Origin of the sequence: Pseudomonas sp. D3 (assembly GCF_029320995.1) — a bacterium.
Taxonomy (GTDB): domain Bacteria; phylum Pseudomonadota; class Gammaproteobacteria; order Pseudomonadales; family Pseudomonadaceae; genus Aquipseudomonas; species Aquipseudomonas paraveronii.
Genome location: NZ_CP119772.1, coordinates 2,048,462 through 2,063,558 on the forward strand (window position 1 = coordinate 2,048,462; position 15,097 = coordinate 2,063,558).

General features: G+C 61.7%; 14 protein-coding genes. 10 read left to right on the forward strand and 4 right to left on the reverse strand.

Annotated elements, in window-relative coordinates:
• Nucleotides 1-124 precede the first annotated feature (124 nt).
• A complete protein-coding gene (fabV, locus tag P3S72_RS09420) occupies nucleotides 125-1,318 on the forward strand; it encodes an enoyl-ACP reductase FabV (protein ID WP_276197109.1) in 1,194 nt (397 codons plus the stop codon).
• Nucleotides 1,319-1,477: 159 nt separating this feature from the next.
• On the forward strand, nucleotides 1,478-2,101 hold the full coding sequence (locus P3S72_RS09425) for an HAD family phosphatase (RefSeq protein WP_276197110.1): 624 nt from the start codon (nucleotides 1,478-1,480) through the stop codon (nucleotides 2,099-2,101).
• Here the strand turns inward: P3S72_RS09425 and P3S72_RS09430 are convergent.
• A complete protein-coding gene (locus P3S72_RS09430; protein WP_276197111.1) occupies nucleotides 2,098-3,003 on the reverse strand; it encodes a LysR family transcriptional regulator in 906 nt (301 codons plus the stop codon). The genes P3S72_RS09425 and P3S72_RS09430 overlap by 4 nt on opposite strands.
• A 102-nt stretch (nucleotides 3,004-3,105) precedes the next feature.
• Between P3S72_RS09430 and P3S72_RS09435 the strand changes: the two genes are divergently transcribed.
• On the forward strand, nucleotides 3,106-4,275 hold the full coding sequence (locus tag P3S72_RS09435; protein ID WP_247401556.1) for an aspartate aminotransferase family protein: 1,170 nt from the start codon (nucleotides 3,106-3,108) through the stop codon (nucleotides 4,273-4,275).
• Nucleotides 4,276-4,391: 116 nt separating this feature from the next.
• On the opposite strand, the gene punR is transcribed toward P3S72_RS09435, so the two are convergent.
• Complete coding sequence (punR, locus tag P3S72_RS09440) at nucleotides 4,392-5,306, reverse strand: DNA-binding transcriptional activator PunR (RefSeq protein WP_247395832.1); 915 nt, start codon at nucleotides 5,304-5,306, stop codon at nucleotides 4,392-4,394.
• Nucleotides 5,307-5,428: 122 nt separating this feature from the next.
• On the opposite strand from punR, the gene punC reads away from it, so the two are divergent.
• Nucleotides 5,429-6,613 carry a purine nucleoside transporter PunC gene (punC, locus tag P3S72_RS09445; RefSeq protein ID WP_276197112.1) on the forward strand — a complete coding sequence of 395 codons (1,185 nt, stop codon included), beginning with the start codon at nucleotides 5,429-5,431 and terminating at the stop codon, nucleotides 6,611-6,613.
• A gap of 309 nt (nucleotides 6,614-6,922) precedes the next feature.
• Nucleotides 6,923-8,425 carry a nucleobase:cation symporter-2 family protein gene (locus tag P3S72_RS09450; RefSeq protein WP_276197113.1) on the forward strand — a complete coding sequence of 501 codons (1,503 nt, stop codon included), beginning with the start codon at nucleotides 6,923-6,925 and terminating at the stop codon, nucleotides 8,423-8,425.
• A gap of 38 nt (nucleotides 8,426-8,463) precedes the next feature.
• On the opposite strand, the gene P3S72_RS09455 is transcribed toward P3S72_RS09450, so the two are convergent.
• Nucleotides 8,464-9,396 carry a proline iminopeptidase-family hydrolase gene (locus P3S72_RS09455; protein ID WP_276197114.1) on the reverse strand — a complete coding sequence of 311 codons (933 nt, stop codon included), beginning with the start codon at nucleotides 9,394-9,396 and terminating at the stop codon, nucleotides 8,464-8,466.
• Between the two features lie 93 nt (nucleotides 9,397-9,489).
• Complete coding sequence (locus P3S72_RS09460) at nucleotides 9,490-10,254, reverse strand: LuxR family transcriptional regulator (protein WP_276197115.1); 765 nt, start codon at nucleotides 10,252-10,254, stop codon at nucleotides 9,490-9,492.
• 183 nt (nucleotides 10,255-10,437) lie between these two features.
• Here P3S72_RS09460 and P3S72_RS09465 point away from each other — a divergent pair, with 183 nt between their 5' ends.
• From P3S72_RS09465 to P3S72_RS09485, 5 genes are read left to right on the forward strand one after another with little or no spacing between them, the layout of a single operon-like run.
• Entirely contained in the window at nucleotides 10,438-11,325 is an 888-nt protein-coding gene (locus P3S72_RS09465) for a proline iminopeptidase-family hydrolase (protein WP_276197116.1), read from the forward strand.
• Nucleotides 11,326-11,328: 3 nt separating this feature from the next.
• The gene (locus P3S72_RS09470) at nucleotides 11,329-12,276 is read left to right on the forward strand and encodes an ABC transporter permease (protein WP_276197117.1); all 948 of its coding nucleotides are present in this window, start codon (nucleotides 11,329-11,331) and stop codon (nucleotides 12,274-12,276) included.
• Nucleotides 12,273-13,130: an ABC transporter permease gene (locus P3S72_RS09475; RefSeq protein WP_276197118.1), complete on the forward strand. Its 858-nt coding sequence runs from the start codon at nucleotides 12,273-12,275 to the stop codon at nucleotides 13,128-13,130. Before P3S72_RS09470 ends, P3S72_RS09475 begins: the two co-directional genes overlap by 4 nt.
• Entirely contained in the window at nucleotides 13,127-14,083 is a 957-nt protein-coding gene (locus P3S72_RS09480) for an ABC transporter ATP-binding protein (RefSeq protein WP_276197119.1), read from the forward strand. The genes P3S72_RS09475 and P3S72_RS09480 overlap by 4 nt, the downstream gene beginning before the upstream one ends.
• Complete coding sequence (locus P3S72_RS09485) at nucleotides 14,080-15,087, forward strand: ABC transporter ATP-binding protein (protein WP_276197120.1); 1,008 nt, start codon at nucleotides 14,080-14,082, stop codon at nucleotides 15,085-15,087. Before P3S72_RS09480 ends, P3S72_RS09485 begins: the two co-directional genes overlap by 4 nt.
• Nucleotides 15,088-15,097 lie beyond the last annotated feature (10 nt).

Sequence of the window (15,097 nt, forward strand, 5' to 3'; positions counted from 1 at the left end):
GGATTTTGTAAACAGAAGATTTGCGACTATCGTGACGCTTCGGTTTTTTGGACGTCATAGACCGGTACGATTACGTTGAATGGCCACCATTGGCCTTCGGCACCTTGGAAGAGGCAGAAATTTTATGATCATCAAACCGCGGGTTCGTGGCTTTATCTGTGTGACCGCTCACCCTGTTGGCTGTGAAGCGAACGTCAAGGAACAGATCGACTACGTGACTCAACACGGCGTCATCGAAGGCGGCCCGAAAAAGGTGCTGGTCCTCGGTGCTTCCACCGGTTATGGCCTGGCCGCGCGCATCAGTGCCGCGTTTGGCTGCGGCGCCGATACCCTGGGCGTGTTTTTTGAGAAAGAAGGCGAAGAAGGCAAGCTGAGCTCCGCCGGCTGGTACAACAGCGCCGCGTTTGAGAAGTTTGCCGTCGAAAAAGGCCTGTACGCCAAGAGCATCAATGGCGACGCGTTCTCCGACGAGATCAAGCGCCTGACCATCGAGACCATCAAGAAAGACCTGGGCAAGATCGACCTGGTGGTCTACAGCCTGGCCGCGCCACGCAGGACTGACCCGCAGGGCGTGGTGCACAACTCCACCCTCAAGCCGATCGGCAAAGCCGTGACCCTGCGCGGAATCAACACCGACAAGGGCGTCGTCGTCGACACCACCCTTGAGCCAGCCACCCAGGAAGAAATCGACGGCACCGTGAAAGTCATGGGCGGCGAAGACTGGCAGTTGTGGATCGACGCCCTGCGTGATGCGGACGTGTTGGCCGAAGGCGCCAAGACCACGGCATTCACTTACCTCGGCGAGAAGCTGACCCAGGATATCTACTGGAACGGTTCCATCGGCGAAGCCAAGAAGGACTTGGACAAAAAAGTCCTGACCCTGCGCGACAATCTGGCTGCATTGAAGGGCGACGCCCGGGTGTCGGTGCTCAAGGCAGTGGTCACCCAGGCCAGCTCCGCGATCCCGATCATGCCGCTGTACCTGTCGTTGCTGTTCAAAGTGATGAAAGAGCAGGGCACCCACGAAGGTTGCATCGAGCAGGTCTATGGCCTGTTCAAGGACAGCCTGTACGGCCGCGAGCCGACGCTCGACGCCGACGGCCGCCTGCGTGCCGACCTGGCCGAGCTGGAGCCGAAAGTCCAGGACGCCGTGGCCGCGCTGTGGAACCAAGTCACCGACGACAACGTCAACGAAATCAGCGATTTTGCCGGCTACAAGGCTGAGTTCCTGCGCTTGTTCGGCTTTGAGATCGACGGCGTGGACTACGAGGCTGACGTGAATCCGACCGTGAAGATCAACGGTCTGGTGCAAGCCTAAGTACGTTCGAAAAAAATGTGGGGGCGGGCAAACCCGCCCCACATTGGTTCTGCATAAGCCTCCCTATTTCGGAGTCTTCCTACACTCCATCGCGCTCCCGCTGCCGCCCTCGATCTGCCAGACTCCGTCCGCTATCAACTCACGCTAACGGAGGATCTGATGACGATTCGTGCAGTCGTTTTTGATTTTGGCGGTGTTCTGTTCGATTGGAGCCCGCAGCACCTGTACCGCAAGCTGATCGCCGATGATCAGGAACGGCAATGGTTCCTCGACAACATCTGCACCCAGGCCTGGAACACCGAGCAAGACGCCGGGCGCACCCTGGCCGAGGCGACGCGCAGCCTGGTCGCGCAATACCCCCATCACGAAACCTTGATCACGGCCTACTACGACCGCTGGCATGAAATGCTGCGCGGGCCATTGCCGGAGGGCGTGGCTATTCTCAAGGCGCTGCATCACGCCGACATGCCGCTGTTCGGGCTCACCAATTGGTCGGCCGAGACGTTCCCCTATGCGCGGGCCAACTACTCGTTCCTGCAGTGTTTTCGCGACATTGTGGTTTCCGGCGAGTTGAAGCTGATCAAGCCCGACGCAGCGATTTATCACGCCAGCCTTGGCCAGGTGCGCGCTCACCTGCCGGATATCCAGCCTGGCGAAGTGGTGTTTATCGATGATGTCGCGGGCAATATCGACGCGGCCATTGCCCTGGGCTGGCAAGGCATTCACCACGTTTGCGCCGAGCGTACCGCTGAGCGACTGCGCGAATTGGGCGTGGGCTTTTAGCGCGCCCACTTCTCCAGGGCGAAATCCACGAAAGCCCGTAGTTTAGGCAGGCGATAACGATCCTGCCCGTACAGCAGATGCATGGGGCGGCAGGGCAGTTGATAGGTGGTCAGTAATGCCTCCAGCTTCCCGCTCTGCAGGTCGGGCTGCACCAGGGCATCGGGCAGCATGACGATGCCCATGCCTTGCACCGCCGCCTGGCGCAGGGCTTGCGAGCTGTTGATGGTCAGCGAGCCGGACACGGGGATCTCCACTTCGCCGTCCGCGCCGCTCATGCGCCACAGTTTGTCGGCGTTACGCCAATCGTCGCTTGAGGGGTAGGCGAATGCCAGGCAGTCGTGCTGTTGCAGATCTTCCGGCGTTTGCGGCGTGCCGCGTCGCGCCAGGTAATCCGGCGCGGCGCACAGGGTGATGGTGTAGTCCTGCAGGGGCCGGGCGATCAGGCTTGAGGGTTCCAACTCGCCCAGGCGGATGGCCACGTCAAAGCCGCTGTCGACCAGGTCCATGCGCTGATTACTGAGCACCACGTACAACTTGATCAGCGGGTAACGCTGGGAAAATTCGCTCAAGGCCGGCGCCAGGCGTTCGGTGCCGAAGGCGGGCGGTGCGGTGATGCGCAGGGTGCCCTTGGGCACGTCGCTGTGGGCCTGTTCGGCCAATTGCTCGGAGTCGGCCACCAGCCCCAGCACTTCCAGGCAGCGCTGGTAATACTGCCCGCCGAATTCGGTGAGGCTTTGCTTGCGCGTGGTGCGCTTGAGCAGGCTGACCCCCAGGCGTTGCTCCAGGGCGCGCAAGTGGTTGCCGACCATGGTGGTCGACATCCCGCAGGCCTGGGCCGCGGCGGTCATGCTGCCGGTCTCGACCACCTTTACGTACACCGACATCGCCTGGAACAGGTCCATTATCAAACCCTGGTTTAAAGTCATTGCATGAAAGCGCAGTTTATCCAGCTTGGGTGGCTAACGATACTGTCCCCATCCCAACCTGCACTGGAGCTTGCCACCATGACCGCCGCTTGCCTGATGACCACTTACCAACCCTTGGCCTTGAGCTTTGTGCGTGGCCTGGGCACGCGCCTGTGGGACCAGCAGGGCCGCGAATACCTGGACGCCGTGGCAGGCGTGGCCGTGACCAACGTCGGCCACTCGCATCCGAAACTGGTGGCTGCCATCAGCGAACAGGCTGGGTTGCTATTGCACACCTCCAACCTCTACAGCATCGATTGGCAACAACGCTTGGCCCTGCGTCTGACCCAACTGTCCGGGCTGGATCGCGCGTTCTTCAACAACTCCGGCGCCGAGGCCAACGAGACCGCGCTAAAACTGGCGCGGCTGCACGGCTGGAAAAAGGGCATTGAGGTGCCGTTGGTGGTGGTGATGGAGAACGCTTTCCACGGCCGCACGCTGGGCACCATGGCGGCCAGCGACGGGCCCTCGGTCCGCTTGGGGTTCCAGCGCTTGCCGGGGGATTTTCTCAAGGTCGGCTTTGGCGACCTGGCGGCGCTGGAGGCGATCACGCGAGCGTTTGGCACGCGCATTGCGGCGGTCTTGCTGGAACCGATCCAGGGCGAAAGCGGGGTGCAGATGGCGCCAGCCGGTTACCTGAAGGCCCTGCGCGCTCACTGCACGCGCCACGGTTGGCTGATGATGCTCGATGAAATCCAGACCGGCATCGGCCGCACCGGCGCCTGGTTTGCCTTCCAGCACGAGGGCATCGTGCCGGACGTGATGACCCTGGCCAAAGGCCTCGGCAACGGCGTGCCCATCGGCGCTTGTCTGGCCAGGACCGCCGTGGCCGAGTTGTTCACGCCGGGCAGTCACGGCAGCACCTTCGGCGGTAACCCATTGGCCTGCCGCGTAGGTTGCACCGTGCTGGACATTATCGAGGCGCAAGGCCTGTTACAGAACGCCGCGCAACAAGGCGAACGCTTGCTGGCGCGGCTGCGGGTGGAATTGAGTGAGCACCCGCAGGTCCTGGCGATTCGTGGGCAAGGCTTGATGATCGGGATCGAATTGGCCAGCCCTTATCGCGACCTGGCCCTGCGCGCCGCCCAGGAGCACGGGCTGCTGATCAACGTGACCCGGGGTAAGGTGATTCGCCTGCTGCCACCGCTGACCCTGGAGGCCAAGGAGGTAGACATGATCGTGCGGGCCATCACCCGCTTGCTGGATTGAAATGAGAGCCCCTGTGGGAGGGGGCTTGCCCCCGATGGCGGTGTGTCAGTTGCAGATTGGCCGACTGACACAGCGATCGGGAGCAAGCCCCCTTCCACAAGGGATTCCGCTGATCTTCAGAGGTCACTCCCATTCAACCACTCTTGGTTCATCGTCTCGCTATCCCCCAGGTATTCCAGCAACCAACTCATCGCCGGTGACAGTTTGTTCTGCGCCCACGCCACGCACGACGGGCTGGCCGGGAACGGCCGGCGCAGTTGCAGCGCGACCAACTCTCCACGTTCGATCCACGGCAACACCTGATGCGCCGGCGCCATGCCGACGCACAGACCGTCGCGCAGGCAGTCAATGGCCGAGGCCCAGTTCGGCACTACCAGACGGCGCTGGTTGTCCAGGGTCCAGGTATCGCGCTTGGGCAGGTTGCGCGACGTGTCGGTCATGCACAGGGACGCGAACGGGCGCAGTTGATCGTCACTGAGCAAACCGTCCAGCGCCGCCAGCGGGTGTTTCGCGCTGACCACACACAACCAGTTCAACAGGCCCATATCGCGAAACGTGAAGTGACTCGCCACCGGCACCGCGCTGGTGGCGCCGATCACGATGTCGGTGCGCTCATCGGCGAGGGCATCCCACACGCCGTTGTACACCTCGTACTCCAGCAGCAATTCCACGTCTGGGAACTGCCGATAGAAATCCAGCACCAACTGCCGGCAGCGCTGCGGCTTGACGATGGAGTCCACTGCGACCTTCAACTGGCCGCTCCAGCCATTGGCCACTTGCTGGCACAGGCGCCGTGTGCCGAGCATGGTTTTCATCACGCTACGGGCTTCGTCTATAAATAGACGGCCGGCGGGGGTGAGCTCTACGTCACGATGGCGCCGCACAAATAGGGGCACGGCCAGCCATTCTTCCAACTGACGCACCGTGTAGCTGATGGCTGACGGCACCCGGTGCAATTCCTGGGCGGCGGCGCTGAAGCTGCCATGGCGCGCGACGGCATCGACCACATCCAGGGAATATTCGGACCACATGGCGGCTGCCTTCAAATTAATTGATAGAAGTGTCCAATTATTATCGCTTCACAGCGAAACTGTCAGCTTCATAATGGGTAGTAGTCAGCAAATTGTTTGATGGCAAGATCTACAAGGCTTCAATGAAAAATTCTTTTGGTTTCACCTGGTACCTGGCGGGGCTGAGCATGCTCGGTTATCTCGCCATGGACATGTACTTGCCGGCGTTCGGCGCCATGGGCGAGCAATTACACATCGGCGCGGGCGCAGTGGGCGCCAGCTTGAGTATTTTCCTCGCCGGCTTTGCCGTGGGGCAGTTGTTGTGGGGGCCGTTGTCTGACCGACTGGGCCGCAAACCGATCCTGCTCGCGGGCCTGAGCTTGTTCGTGCTGGGTTGCATCGGCATGTTCTGGGTCGAGACCGCAGCGCAGTTGCTGGCACTGCGCTTTATCCAGGCGATTGGCGTGTGTTCCGCCGCTGTGAGCTGGCAGGCGCTGGTGATTGACCGCTACCCGGCCGACAAGGCTCACCGCGTGTTTGCCAGCATCATGCCGCTGATGTCGTTGTCGCCAGCCCTGGCGCCGCTGCTGGGGGCCATGGTGTTGAATCATTTTGGTTGGCAGGCGATTTTCGCGGTGTTGCTGGGCGTGTCGCTGCTGTTGCTGCTGCCGACTCTATTCCTGCGTTCTGCGCCGAAACGGCTGGCGGAGGAGGGCGAACCTACGCGCCTCGGTTATGGGCAGTTGCTCAGCTCCCGCGTGTTCACCGGCAACGTCATGATCTTTGCCGCCTGCTCCGCCAGTTTTTTCGCTTGGTTGACCGCCTCGCCGTTCATCCTTGGCGACATGGGTTACAGCCCGAATGACATTGGCCTGAGTTATGTGCTGCCGACCCTCGCGTTCCTGATCGGTGGCTACAGTTGCCGCAGCGCTTTGCAGCGTTTTCAGGGCAAGACGTTGTTGCCCTGGCTGCTGGTGGCCTACTGCATCAGCATGTTTGCGTTGTACCTGGTCGCCACCTTGAGCGTGCCGACCCTGACCACCTTGCTGATTCCGTTCTGCCTGATGGCCCTGGTCAACGGTGCCAGTTACCCCATCGTGGTGGCGAATGCGCTGATGCCGTTTGCGGAAAACTCCGGCAAGGCGGCGGCGCTGCAAAACACCCTGCAACTGGGCCTGTGTTTTCTCAGCAGCCTGTTGGTGTCGTCGATGCTCGAGCAGCCGCTGCTGATCACCGTGATGGTGATGCTGGCGACCGCACCGCTGGCGGTGCTGGGCTATTGGCTGGCGCGGCCGAAAACCGATCATTCGCAGCTGGAAAACGCTTGAGTTGACTATGCATTCCAGCATGTGGGCACTGGCTTGCCTGCGCTGGCAGCGGCTCGGTGAACCTGATGCGCCGCGTTGTCTGCATCGCAGGCAAGCCAGCGCCCACATGTGTTTGCGCTTTCTTCAGCGTCTTGAGCGATATGCCCTGGAACGTCACGTCCAGATTCAGCGTGGTCGTCGACGTGCGATTGCGGTTTTTGTAACGCCGTGGGATGGGATCTTGTTCGGTTGATTGTATACAACTCTATGGACATATAGTCTCGGTATTGCATACAGTGGCCCCACAACAAAAACAGAGACCCGCTCACCATGACTATCCCGAAGGCGTCACCGCAACGGCCCGAAGATGAGAATCTCGGCGTCGCCGCCAACATGGCTTACGGCCTGCAGCATGTGCTCACTATGTATGGCGGCATCGTTGCCGTGCCGTTGATTGTTGGCCAGGCGGCCGGGTTGTCGCCTGCGGATATTGGCCTGTTGATCGCCGCGTCGCTGTTTGCCGGCGGCCTGGCCACGCTGTTGCAAACCCTTGGCCTGCCGTTCTTTGGCTGTCAGTTGCCGCTGGTGCAGGGGGTGTCGTTTTCCGGGGTGGCGACGATGGTGGCGATTGTCGGCAGTGATGGCGCCGGTGGGGTGCCGGCGATTCTCGGCGCGGTGATGGCTGCGTCGTTTATCGGGCTACTGATCACGCCGGTGTTCTCGCGGATCACCCGGTTTTTCCCGCCGTTGGTGACCGGCATTGTGATCACGACCATCGGCCTGACCCTGATGCCGGTGGCCGCGCGCTGGGCCATGGGCGGCAACAGCCGCGCGGCGGATTTCGGCAGCATGGCGAATGTTGGCCTGGCCGCGCTGACGCTGGTGCTGGTGTTGTTGCTGAGCAAAATCGGCAGCGCGGCGATCTCGCGGTTATCAATCCTGTTGGCGATGGTGATCGGCACCGTGATTGCGGTGTTCCTCGGCATGGCGGACTTTTCCGGCGTGAGCCAGGGGCCGATGTTCGGCTTCCCTGCGCCCTTTCATTTCGGCGTGCCGACCTTCCATGTGGCGGCGATCATTTCCATGTGCATTGTGGTGATGGTGACGCTGGTGGAGACCTCGGCGGACATCCTGGCCGTGGGCGAGATCATCGACACCAAAGTCGACTCCAAACGCCTGGGTAACGGCTTGCGTGCCGACATGCTGTCGAGCGTGTTTGCGCCGATTTTTGGTTCGTTTACCCAGAGCGCGTTCGCCCAGAACGTAGGCCTGGTCGCGGTTACTGGGGTGAAAAGTCGGTTTGTGGTCGCGACGGGCGGATTGTTCCTGGTCATCCTCGGCCTGCTGCCGTTTATGGGGCGGGTGATTGCGGCAGTGCCGACCTCGGTATTGGGCGGTGCCGGGATCGTGTTGTTCGGCACCGTGGCGGCGAGCGGTATTCGCACCTTGTCCAAGGTGGATTACCGCAACAACATGAACCTGATCATCGTTGCCACCTCGATCGGCTTCGGCATGATCCCCATTGCCGCGCCGAATTTCTATGATCACTTTCCCGGCTGGTTCGCGACCATTTTTCATTCGGGCATCAGCTCGTCGGCGATCATGGCGATTCTGCTGAACCTGACGTTCAACCACTTCACTGCCGGCAACTCGGACCAGCAGTCGGTGTTTGTGGCGGGGACCGAGCGCAGCCTGTGTTTCCAGGACGTGGCAGTCTTGCGCGAAGGCGATTACTTCAGGGGTGGCAAGCTGTTTGATGCCGAAGGGAAGGAGATTCCGCTGCTGGCCGAGGTGTCGAAAAAAGCGCCGAAGGCCGAGACCAGCGAGGCCTGAATGGGTGGGAGCGAGCAAACTCGCTCCCACAGTGGACCTCAGCCAGCCTTAAGGGCTTTGTGCGGTACTGAACACGCCTCGTCCAAAAACTTCACCACGGTCCCCATGCACGCCTGGCGTTCTTCCACATGGGGCATGTGGCTGGAGTCTTCAAACAGCGCCCAGCGCACATCCGCGATTTCATCCAGAAACGGCTTGACCACCAACGGTGTGGCTTCGTCATGCCGGCCGGAGATCACCAGGGTCGGTACCTTGATTGCCGACAAACGGCCAATCACGTTCCAGTCCTTTAAGCTGCCGATCACATGAAACTCGGTCGGGCCGCTCATGGCGTGGTACACGGTCGGGTCTGCATCGACCTGGGCGAAGGTGCGCGCGACCTCGTCCGGCCATGGGTTGACCCGGCAGACGTGCTGGTCGTAGAACATTCGCGAGGCGGCGAGATACTCTGGGTCTTGGTAGGTGCCGGCGGCTTCATGCTTGAGCAGGGTTTCATCCACGCCTTCGGGCAGCAGCTTACGCAGGCGGTTGGCTTCGCTGACCCAGGTGCGCATGCAGGTGGGCGAGTTGGCCGGGATAAACGCACGCAGGCCCTTGGGTTGCAGAATCGCATGTTCGCTGCCGAGCATGCCGCCCCAGGATTGCCCGAGAATTGCGTAGTTCTGGCTGATGTGCAGGTGGTCCAGCAGGTTGTTCAGTTCGTCGAGGAACAGGCTGACAGTCCAGAAGGACGGGTCTTTGTCGGGCAAATGGGTGGAGCGGCCGTTGCCCAGTTGGTCGTAGTGAATGACGGCATGGCCACTGGCGGCAACGTCCTTGAAGGCGTCGACATAATCATGGGTGCAGCCGGGACCGCCGTGGATGATCACCAGCGGTGTACGGCCGGAGGTCAGGTCGCCGGTGATGCGGTACCAGGTCTGATAGGGGCCGAAGGGCGCATACCCTTCGCGGACTTTCTCGATGAATTCCATTTCGTACCCTGCTTTGAAAAAAAAGGATCAGGACACGATAATCGGCACGGAACGTTTAGGTAACTAGCAAAACAGCTAGGTTTTGCCGAGGGGTCAACCCTCCAGCAAGCGGTAATGGGTGGCGCGCACCACGGCCTGTACGCGATTTTTTGCCCCCAGTTTGTGCATCGCCGAGGCGAGATGCAGGGTGACTACCGCCAGTGAGCGGCTCAGTTGCGTGGCGATTTCGGCGGCGGTCAGGCCGTCGGCGGCCCATTTCAGGCACTCGCGCTCGCGTTTGGTCAGACGGATATGTGGGTAGGTGCGTAGTTCATTGCTGAACAGCGGGTAGGCCGCTTCCTGCAATGCATGGGAAATCAGGTTGAAATCCGACAAGGTTTGCTGCGCATCCTCCAGCACCGTGTGCGCCTTGCCGGTTCGCAAGCCGGTCAACGATGCGAAGCCGCCCCGGGGCAGATGAATCGGCACGCTGACGCCGCAGGTCAGTTGCTGATCATGCAGGTAAGACGAGACAGGGGCGTGGCACGGGTCGATGATCTTCTGCAGCGCGGTTTGCGCCTTGGCCTCGTAGGACCAGACAAACGGCGACACCGTGCTCAAGGCCAGGTGCTGCACCGGATCGATCTGGTAAAACCCTTCGCTGCACCATAAGGCGTGCCAATCGGAAGGGGTGTTGCGCAATTGCAGCACCGAAGGTGTGATCAGCGCACCGTTGAGGTCGATGGGCACCGGCGAATAGTCATACACCAGCGCATCGAAACCCAGCTGTTGGGCGAGGATAAACGTATTGTCCATCTGCTCATCCAGGCTCCTGCCCGGCATGAGACGGTGATTGAAGGCAGTTAGCTTGGCCAGCATCCGTTCTGCTCCCGAATTCATTTGAATCTCGACTTCCTGCAAGTAGAATGCCACGCCCCGGCGAAGGACTGCCAGGCCAAACCTATAAGAAATACTAGGTTATGGATACACGGCATCCTCGGTAGTGTTGGCCTCATAAGCGGCCGCACCCCGCCAGGCTGATACAACACAAGGAATGTATGGATGTGGCGTGAAATTGCCCCCGACCAGCAGTACACCGTGCAAGTCGATGGCCATGACCTCATGGTCTACAGCTTTGGCGCAGGCGATGAGGTGCTGTTGTGCCTCAACGGCGGGCCGGGGCTGCCGTGTGACTACTTGCGCGACGCCCATGGCTGGCTCAAAGAGCATGACCTGCGAGTGGTTGCATTCGACCAGCTTGGCACCGGTGCTTCAGCCAGACCGACCGATGTTTCCCTGTGGGAAATCGGCCGTTATGTCGAAGAAGTCGAAACCGTGCGCCAAACCCTGGGCCTGGGCCGTGTGCATCTGCTCGGGCATTCCTGGGGCGGCTGGCTGGGCATCGAATACGCCATCCGTTACCCCGATGCGCTGAAAAGCCTGATCCTGGAAAACACCGTCGGCGACATTCCGCACCTTTCCCGGGAGCTTGAACGCCTGCGCGGCGCCCTCGGCAGCGAAACCGTGGCGATGATGCAGCGCCATGAAGCGATGGGCACGCTGGATCACCCGCAGTACCAGGCCGCGATCACCTTGCTCACCTACCGCCACGTGTGCCGCCTGGACGAATGGCCGGCGCCGCTCCGGCGCTCCCTCGACGACTGGAACATGGGCCCCTACGAAACCATGCAGGGCCCCAACGAATTTCTGTATATCGGCAACCTCAAGGACTGGAACCGCATCGCCGAGATGGCCGACTTCAACATGCCGATGCTCATCACCACAGGCCAGCACGACGAACTCACCCCGGCCTGCGCCCTGCGCATGAAGCAGGCCGCCCGGCACGCCGAGCTGCATGTGTTCCCCAACAGCAGTCATATGCCCTTTTATGAAGAACCCCAGGCGTACTTTCCGGTACTGCTGGACTTCCTCGCGCGTCACCGAGGCTGACGGATGAACCTGGCGCGCTACCGTTTCGTGCTGTCCCGGCCGCTGCAATTGCTGCCGGTGCTGTTTGGCATCAGCCTGATCACCTTCGTGCTGGTGCGCTCGATTCCCGGTGACCCGGCGCGCGCGCTGCTCGGCTCGCGCAGCACGCCGGATGCGTTACTGAAGATCCGCGCACAGTTCGGACTCGACCAGCCCCTGTGGCTGCAATATTTTTACTTCCTGAAAAACCTACTCAAGGGCGACCTCGGCCAGTCGCTGCTGTACAAGGTCGATGCGTTGAAGCTGATCGTCACCCGTATCGAGCCGACTCTGGTGCTGGTGCTCGGCAGTGTGCTGCTGGCGCTGCTGATTGCAGTGCCGCTGGCCACCGTCGCGGCGCGTCACAAAGGCGGTTGGACGGACAACCTGATCCGCGTGTTCACCACCGTCGGCCTGGGCATGCCGGCATTTTGGCTGGGGTTGATGCTGATCCTGCTGTTCAGTGTGCAATGGGGTCTGTTTCCGGTGTCCGGCTACGGTCGCACCTGGCTGGACAAGGCGCACCATATGGTCCTGCCGTGCCTGACCATTGCCCTGGCCCTGTCGGCGGTGCTGGTGCGCAACCTGCGGGCGAGCATGTTGATGGAGTTGCAGGCGGACCATGTCACCGCCGCCCGGGCGCGCGGGTTGTCGGAAGCGGCGGTGTTTCGCCGGCATGTACTGCCCAATTCCCTGGTGCCGGCGGTCAACCTGCTGGCGGTGAATATCGGTTGGCTGATCAGCGGCACGGTGGTCATCGAAAGCCTGTTCGCCATTCCCGGCATCGGCCAGTTGCTGGTGCGCGGCATCTTTACCCGCGACTACATGGTGGTGCAGGGCGTGGCCATGGTGCTGGCCTGTGCGACGGTGCTGGTCAACTTCGTGGCGGATGTAGTGACCGTCGCCCTGGACCCGCGGGTGAAGATGCAATGAGCAGCCGTCCGCTGATTGCCCCATGGCGCTTGCGCCTGCGCTTTGGCTTTCGCGACGGTCGGCTGACCGCCGCGTGGGGCTTACTGATTCTGTTGACGTGGCTAGGCCTGGCGCTATTTGCGCCGTGGATCGCGCCGTTCGACCCGATTGCGCAGAACACCGATATGAGCTTGCTCGGGCCGAGTCTGGGCCATCCCTTCGGTACGGATAATTACGGTCGCGACATTCTCTCGCGGGTGATCTGGGGCGCACGCATCGATCTGCAATTGGCGATTGTCGGGGTGATCTTCCCGCTCATGATCGGCACCTTTATCGGCGCGGTCTCCGGCTATATCGGCGGGCGTTTCGACAGCGTCTGCATGCGCATCATCGACGTGATCCTGGCGTTCCCGTTCCTGGTGTTGATGCTGGCAATCATGGCCATCCTCGGTCCGGGCTTGAAGAGTTTCTATATCGCCATGGCACTGGTGGGCTGGGTGTCGTATGCGCGGTTGATCCGTTCGCAGATCCTGGTGCTCAAGGAAAGTGACTTCGCCCTGGCGGCGAAAAGCCTCGGCTTTGGTCACGGGCGCATTCTGTTCCGGCATTTGCTGCCGAATGCGATGTTTGGCTCGATTGTGTTTTCCATGTCTGACGCGGTGCTGGTGCTGCTCAATGGCGCGGCCGTGAGTTACCTGGGCCTGGGCGTGCAACCGCCGACCGCCGAGTGGGGGACGATGGTCGCCGAAGGGCAAGCCTTTATCACCACTGCCTGGTGGATCTGCACCTTCCCGGGCCTGGCCATCGTGACTTTGGCCATGGGCTTCAGCCTGCTGGCCGATGGTGTGGCGCAAGTGCTGGGAGCGCGCGCATGAGCCTGCTTCAAGTGCGCGACCTGAGCGTAATTGCCAACAATGCCGGGCGCGAGGTGACCCTGGTCGACCGCGTCTCCTTCGACTTGGCCGAAGGCGAAATCCTCGGTCTGGTGGGCGAAAGCGGTTCGGGCAAGACCATGGCCTGTCGCGGGCTGATACGTCTGTTGCCGTCGCCCAACCTGCGCGTGCAGGGCGGGGCGGTGCGTCTGGCCGGCCAGGACTTGCTGCAACTGGACGACGCGGGCATGCGCGCAATACGCGGCGGGCAATTGGGCATGATTTTCCAGAACCCCAGCAGTCACCTCGACCCGCTGATGCGCATCGGCGAGCAGATCGCCGAGGGCATTCGCCTGCATCAAGAGGCGTCGAAAAAAGACGCGCGCCGGCAAGCCATCGAGGTATTGCGCCAAGTGGGCATTCCCGATCCCCAGGCACGGGTCGACAACTACCCCCATGAGTTTTCCGGCGGCATGCGCCAGCGCGCCATGATCGCCGTGGCATTGGGCTGCAACCCGAGAGTGCTGATTGCCGACGAACCCACCACGGCCCTCGATGTGACCGTGCAAGCGCAAATCCTGCGGCTGTTGCTCGACCTGCGCGACCAGCGCGGCCTGTCGATCATCATGATCACCCACGACCTCGGCGTGGTGGCGCAAACCTGCGACGCCATCGCGGTGATGTACGCCGGGCGCCTGTGCGAGCACGGCAGTAAATACGAGCTGCTCGCCCATCCCCGGCACCCGTATACCGCAGGCCTGATCGACTGCCAGCCAGCCCACAGCAGCGGCCACGCCTTGCTGCGCACCATCGCGGGTCAGCCGCCATTGCTGGATGCGCTGCCCGCCGGATGCCGCTTCCACCCGCGTTGTCCGCAGGCCGGCAGCGTGTGTACCGAAGTGTTGCCGGAAGGTGCGCGGGTGGCCTGTCACTATCCGTTGGGAGGTCGCCCATGAGCCTGTTGCAGATCAAGGACCTGGAGGTGCGGTTTGCCGCGTCCGGCAGCGGCATGTTCGGCCTGAACAAGCAGTGGGTTAGGGCGGTCAACGGTGTGTCGCTGAACCTCGCGGCGGGCGAGACCCTGGGCCTGGTGGGCGAATCCGGCAGCGGCAAAAGCAGCCTTGGCCGGGCGATTTTGCACCTCAACCCGATCAGCGCCGGGCAGGTGCTGTTCGACGGCATCGACATGGCACACGGCAGCGCCATCGACATCGCCCGCCTGCGCCATGAAACCGCGATGATCTTCCAGGACCCGTATGCCGCGCTCAACCCACGCCACACGGTCGGCGAAACCCTTGCCGAAGTGTTACGGGTACAGCGCAAAGTCGCGCCGCAGCAGATCGCGCGGCGTGTCGACGAGTTACTCGAGCTGGTCGGCCTGCGCCCTGAATTGGCCGCTCGTAAGCCCGGCTCCCTCAGCGGCGGCCAGTGCCAGCGGGTCGGCATCGCCCGGGCGCTGGCGGTGGAACCGCGCTTGATCATTGCCGATGAGTGCGTGGCGGCCCTGGATGTATCGATCCAGGGCCAGATCATCAACCTGTTGCTGGAACTGCAACAGCGCATGAACCTGGCGATCCTGTTTATCGCCCATGACCTGGCCATCGTGCGCCGCCTGTGTGACCGGGTAGCGGTGATGTACCTGGGCAAGATCGTCGAGGAGGGGCCGGTGGAAGCGGTCTTCACCTCACCGCGTCATCCGTATACGGCGGCGCTGATCCAGGCGATTCCCGAGATCGATCCGCATCGGCCGTTGCCCACAGAACCGTTACCCGGCGAGCCACCGAGCCCGCTGAACTTGCCTACAGGCTGTGCGTTTCACCCGCGTTGCCGGTATGCCCAAACCCTGTGTTCCGTGGTATTGCCGCCTACTCATTTCCTGCACGAGCATCGGTACAGTTGCGTGCTTGAAGAACCTTTGCTTCAGCCCACCCCTGCCATTCTTGAACAACCGCCGTTATAAACAAGGAGTT

Coding starts and splice junctions, on each gene's coding strand:
- fabV (WP_276197109.1), top strand. CDS start 125: ATGATCATCAAACCGCGGGTTCGTGGCTTTATCTGTGTGACCGCTCAC.
- P3S72_RS09425 (WP_276197110.1), top strand. CDS start 1,478: ATGACGATTCGTGCAGTCGTTTTTGATTTTGGCGGTGTTCTGTTCGAT.
- P3S72_RS09430 (WP_276197111.1), bottom strand. CDS start 3,003: ATGGACCTGTTCCAGGCGATGTCGGTGTACGTAAAGGTGGTCGAGACC.
- P3S72_RS09435 (WP_247401556.1), top strand. CDS start 3,106: ATGACCGCCGCTTGCCTGATGACCACTTACCAACCCTTGGCCTTGAGC.
- punR (WP_247395832.1), bottom strand. CDS start 5,306: ATGTGGTCCGAATATTCCCTGGATGTGGTCGATGCCGTCGCGCGCCAT.
- punC (WP_276197112.1), top strand. CDS start 5,429: ATGAAAAATTCTTTTGGTTTCACCTGGTACCTGGCGGGGCTGAGCATG.
- P3S72_RS09450 (WP_276197113.1), top strand. CDS start 6,923: ATGACTATCCCGAAGGCGTCACCGCAACGGCCCGAAGATGAGAATCTC.
- P3S72_RS09455 (WP_276197114.1), bottom strand. CDS start 9,396: ATGGAATTCATCGAGAAAGTCCGCGAAGGGTATGCGCCCTTCGGCCCC.
- P3S72_RS09460 (WP_276197115.1), bottom strand. CDS start 10,254: ATGCTGGCCAAGCTAACTGCCTTCAATCACCGTCTCATGCCGGGCAGG.
- P3S72_RS09465 (WP_276197116.1), top strand. CDS start 10,438: ATGTGGCGTGAAATTGCCCCCGACCAGCAGTACACCGTGCAAGTCGAT.
- P3S72_RS09470 (WP_276197117.1), top strand. CDS start 11,329: ATGAACCTGGCGCGCTACCGTTTCGTGCTGTCCCGGCCGCTGCAATTG.
- P3S72_RS09475 (WP_276197118.1), top strand. CDS start 12,273: ATGAGCAGCCGTCCGCTGATTGCCCCATGGCGCTTGCGCCTGCGCTTT.
- P3S72_RS09480 (WP_276197119.1), top strand. CDS start 13,127: ATGAGCCTGCTTCAAGTGCGCGACCTGAGCGTAATTGCCAACAATGCC.
- P3S72_RS09485 (WP_276197120.1), top strand. CDS start 14,080: ATGAGCCTGTTGCAGATCAAGGACCTGGAGGTGCGGTTTGCCGCGTCC.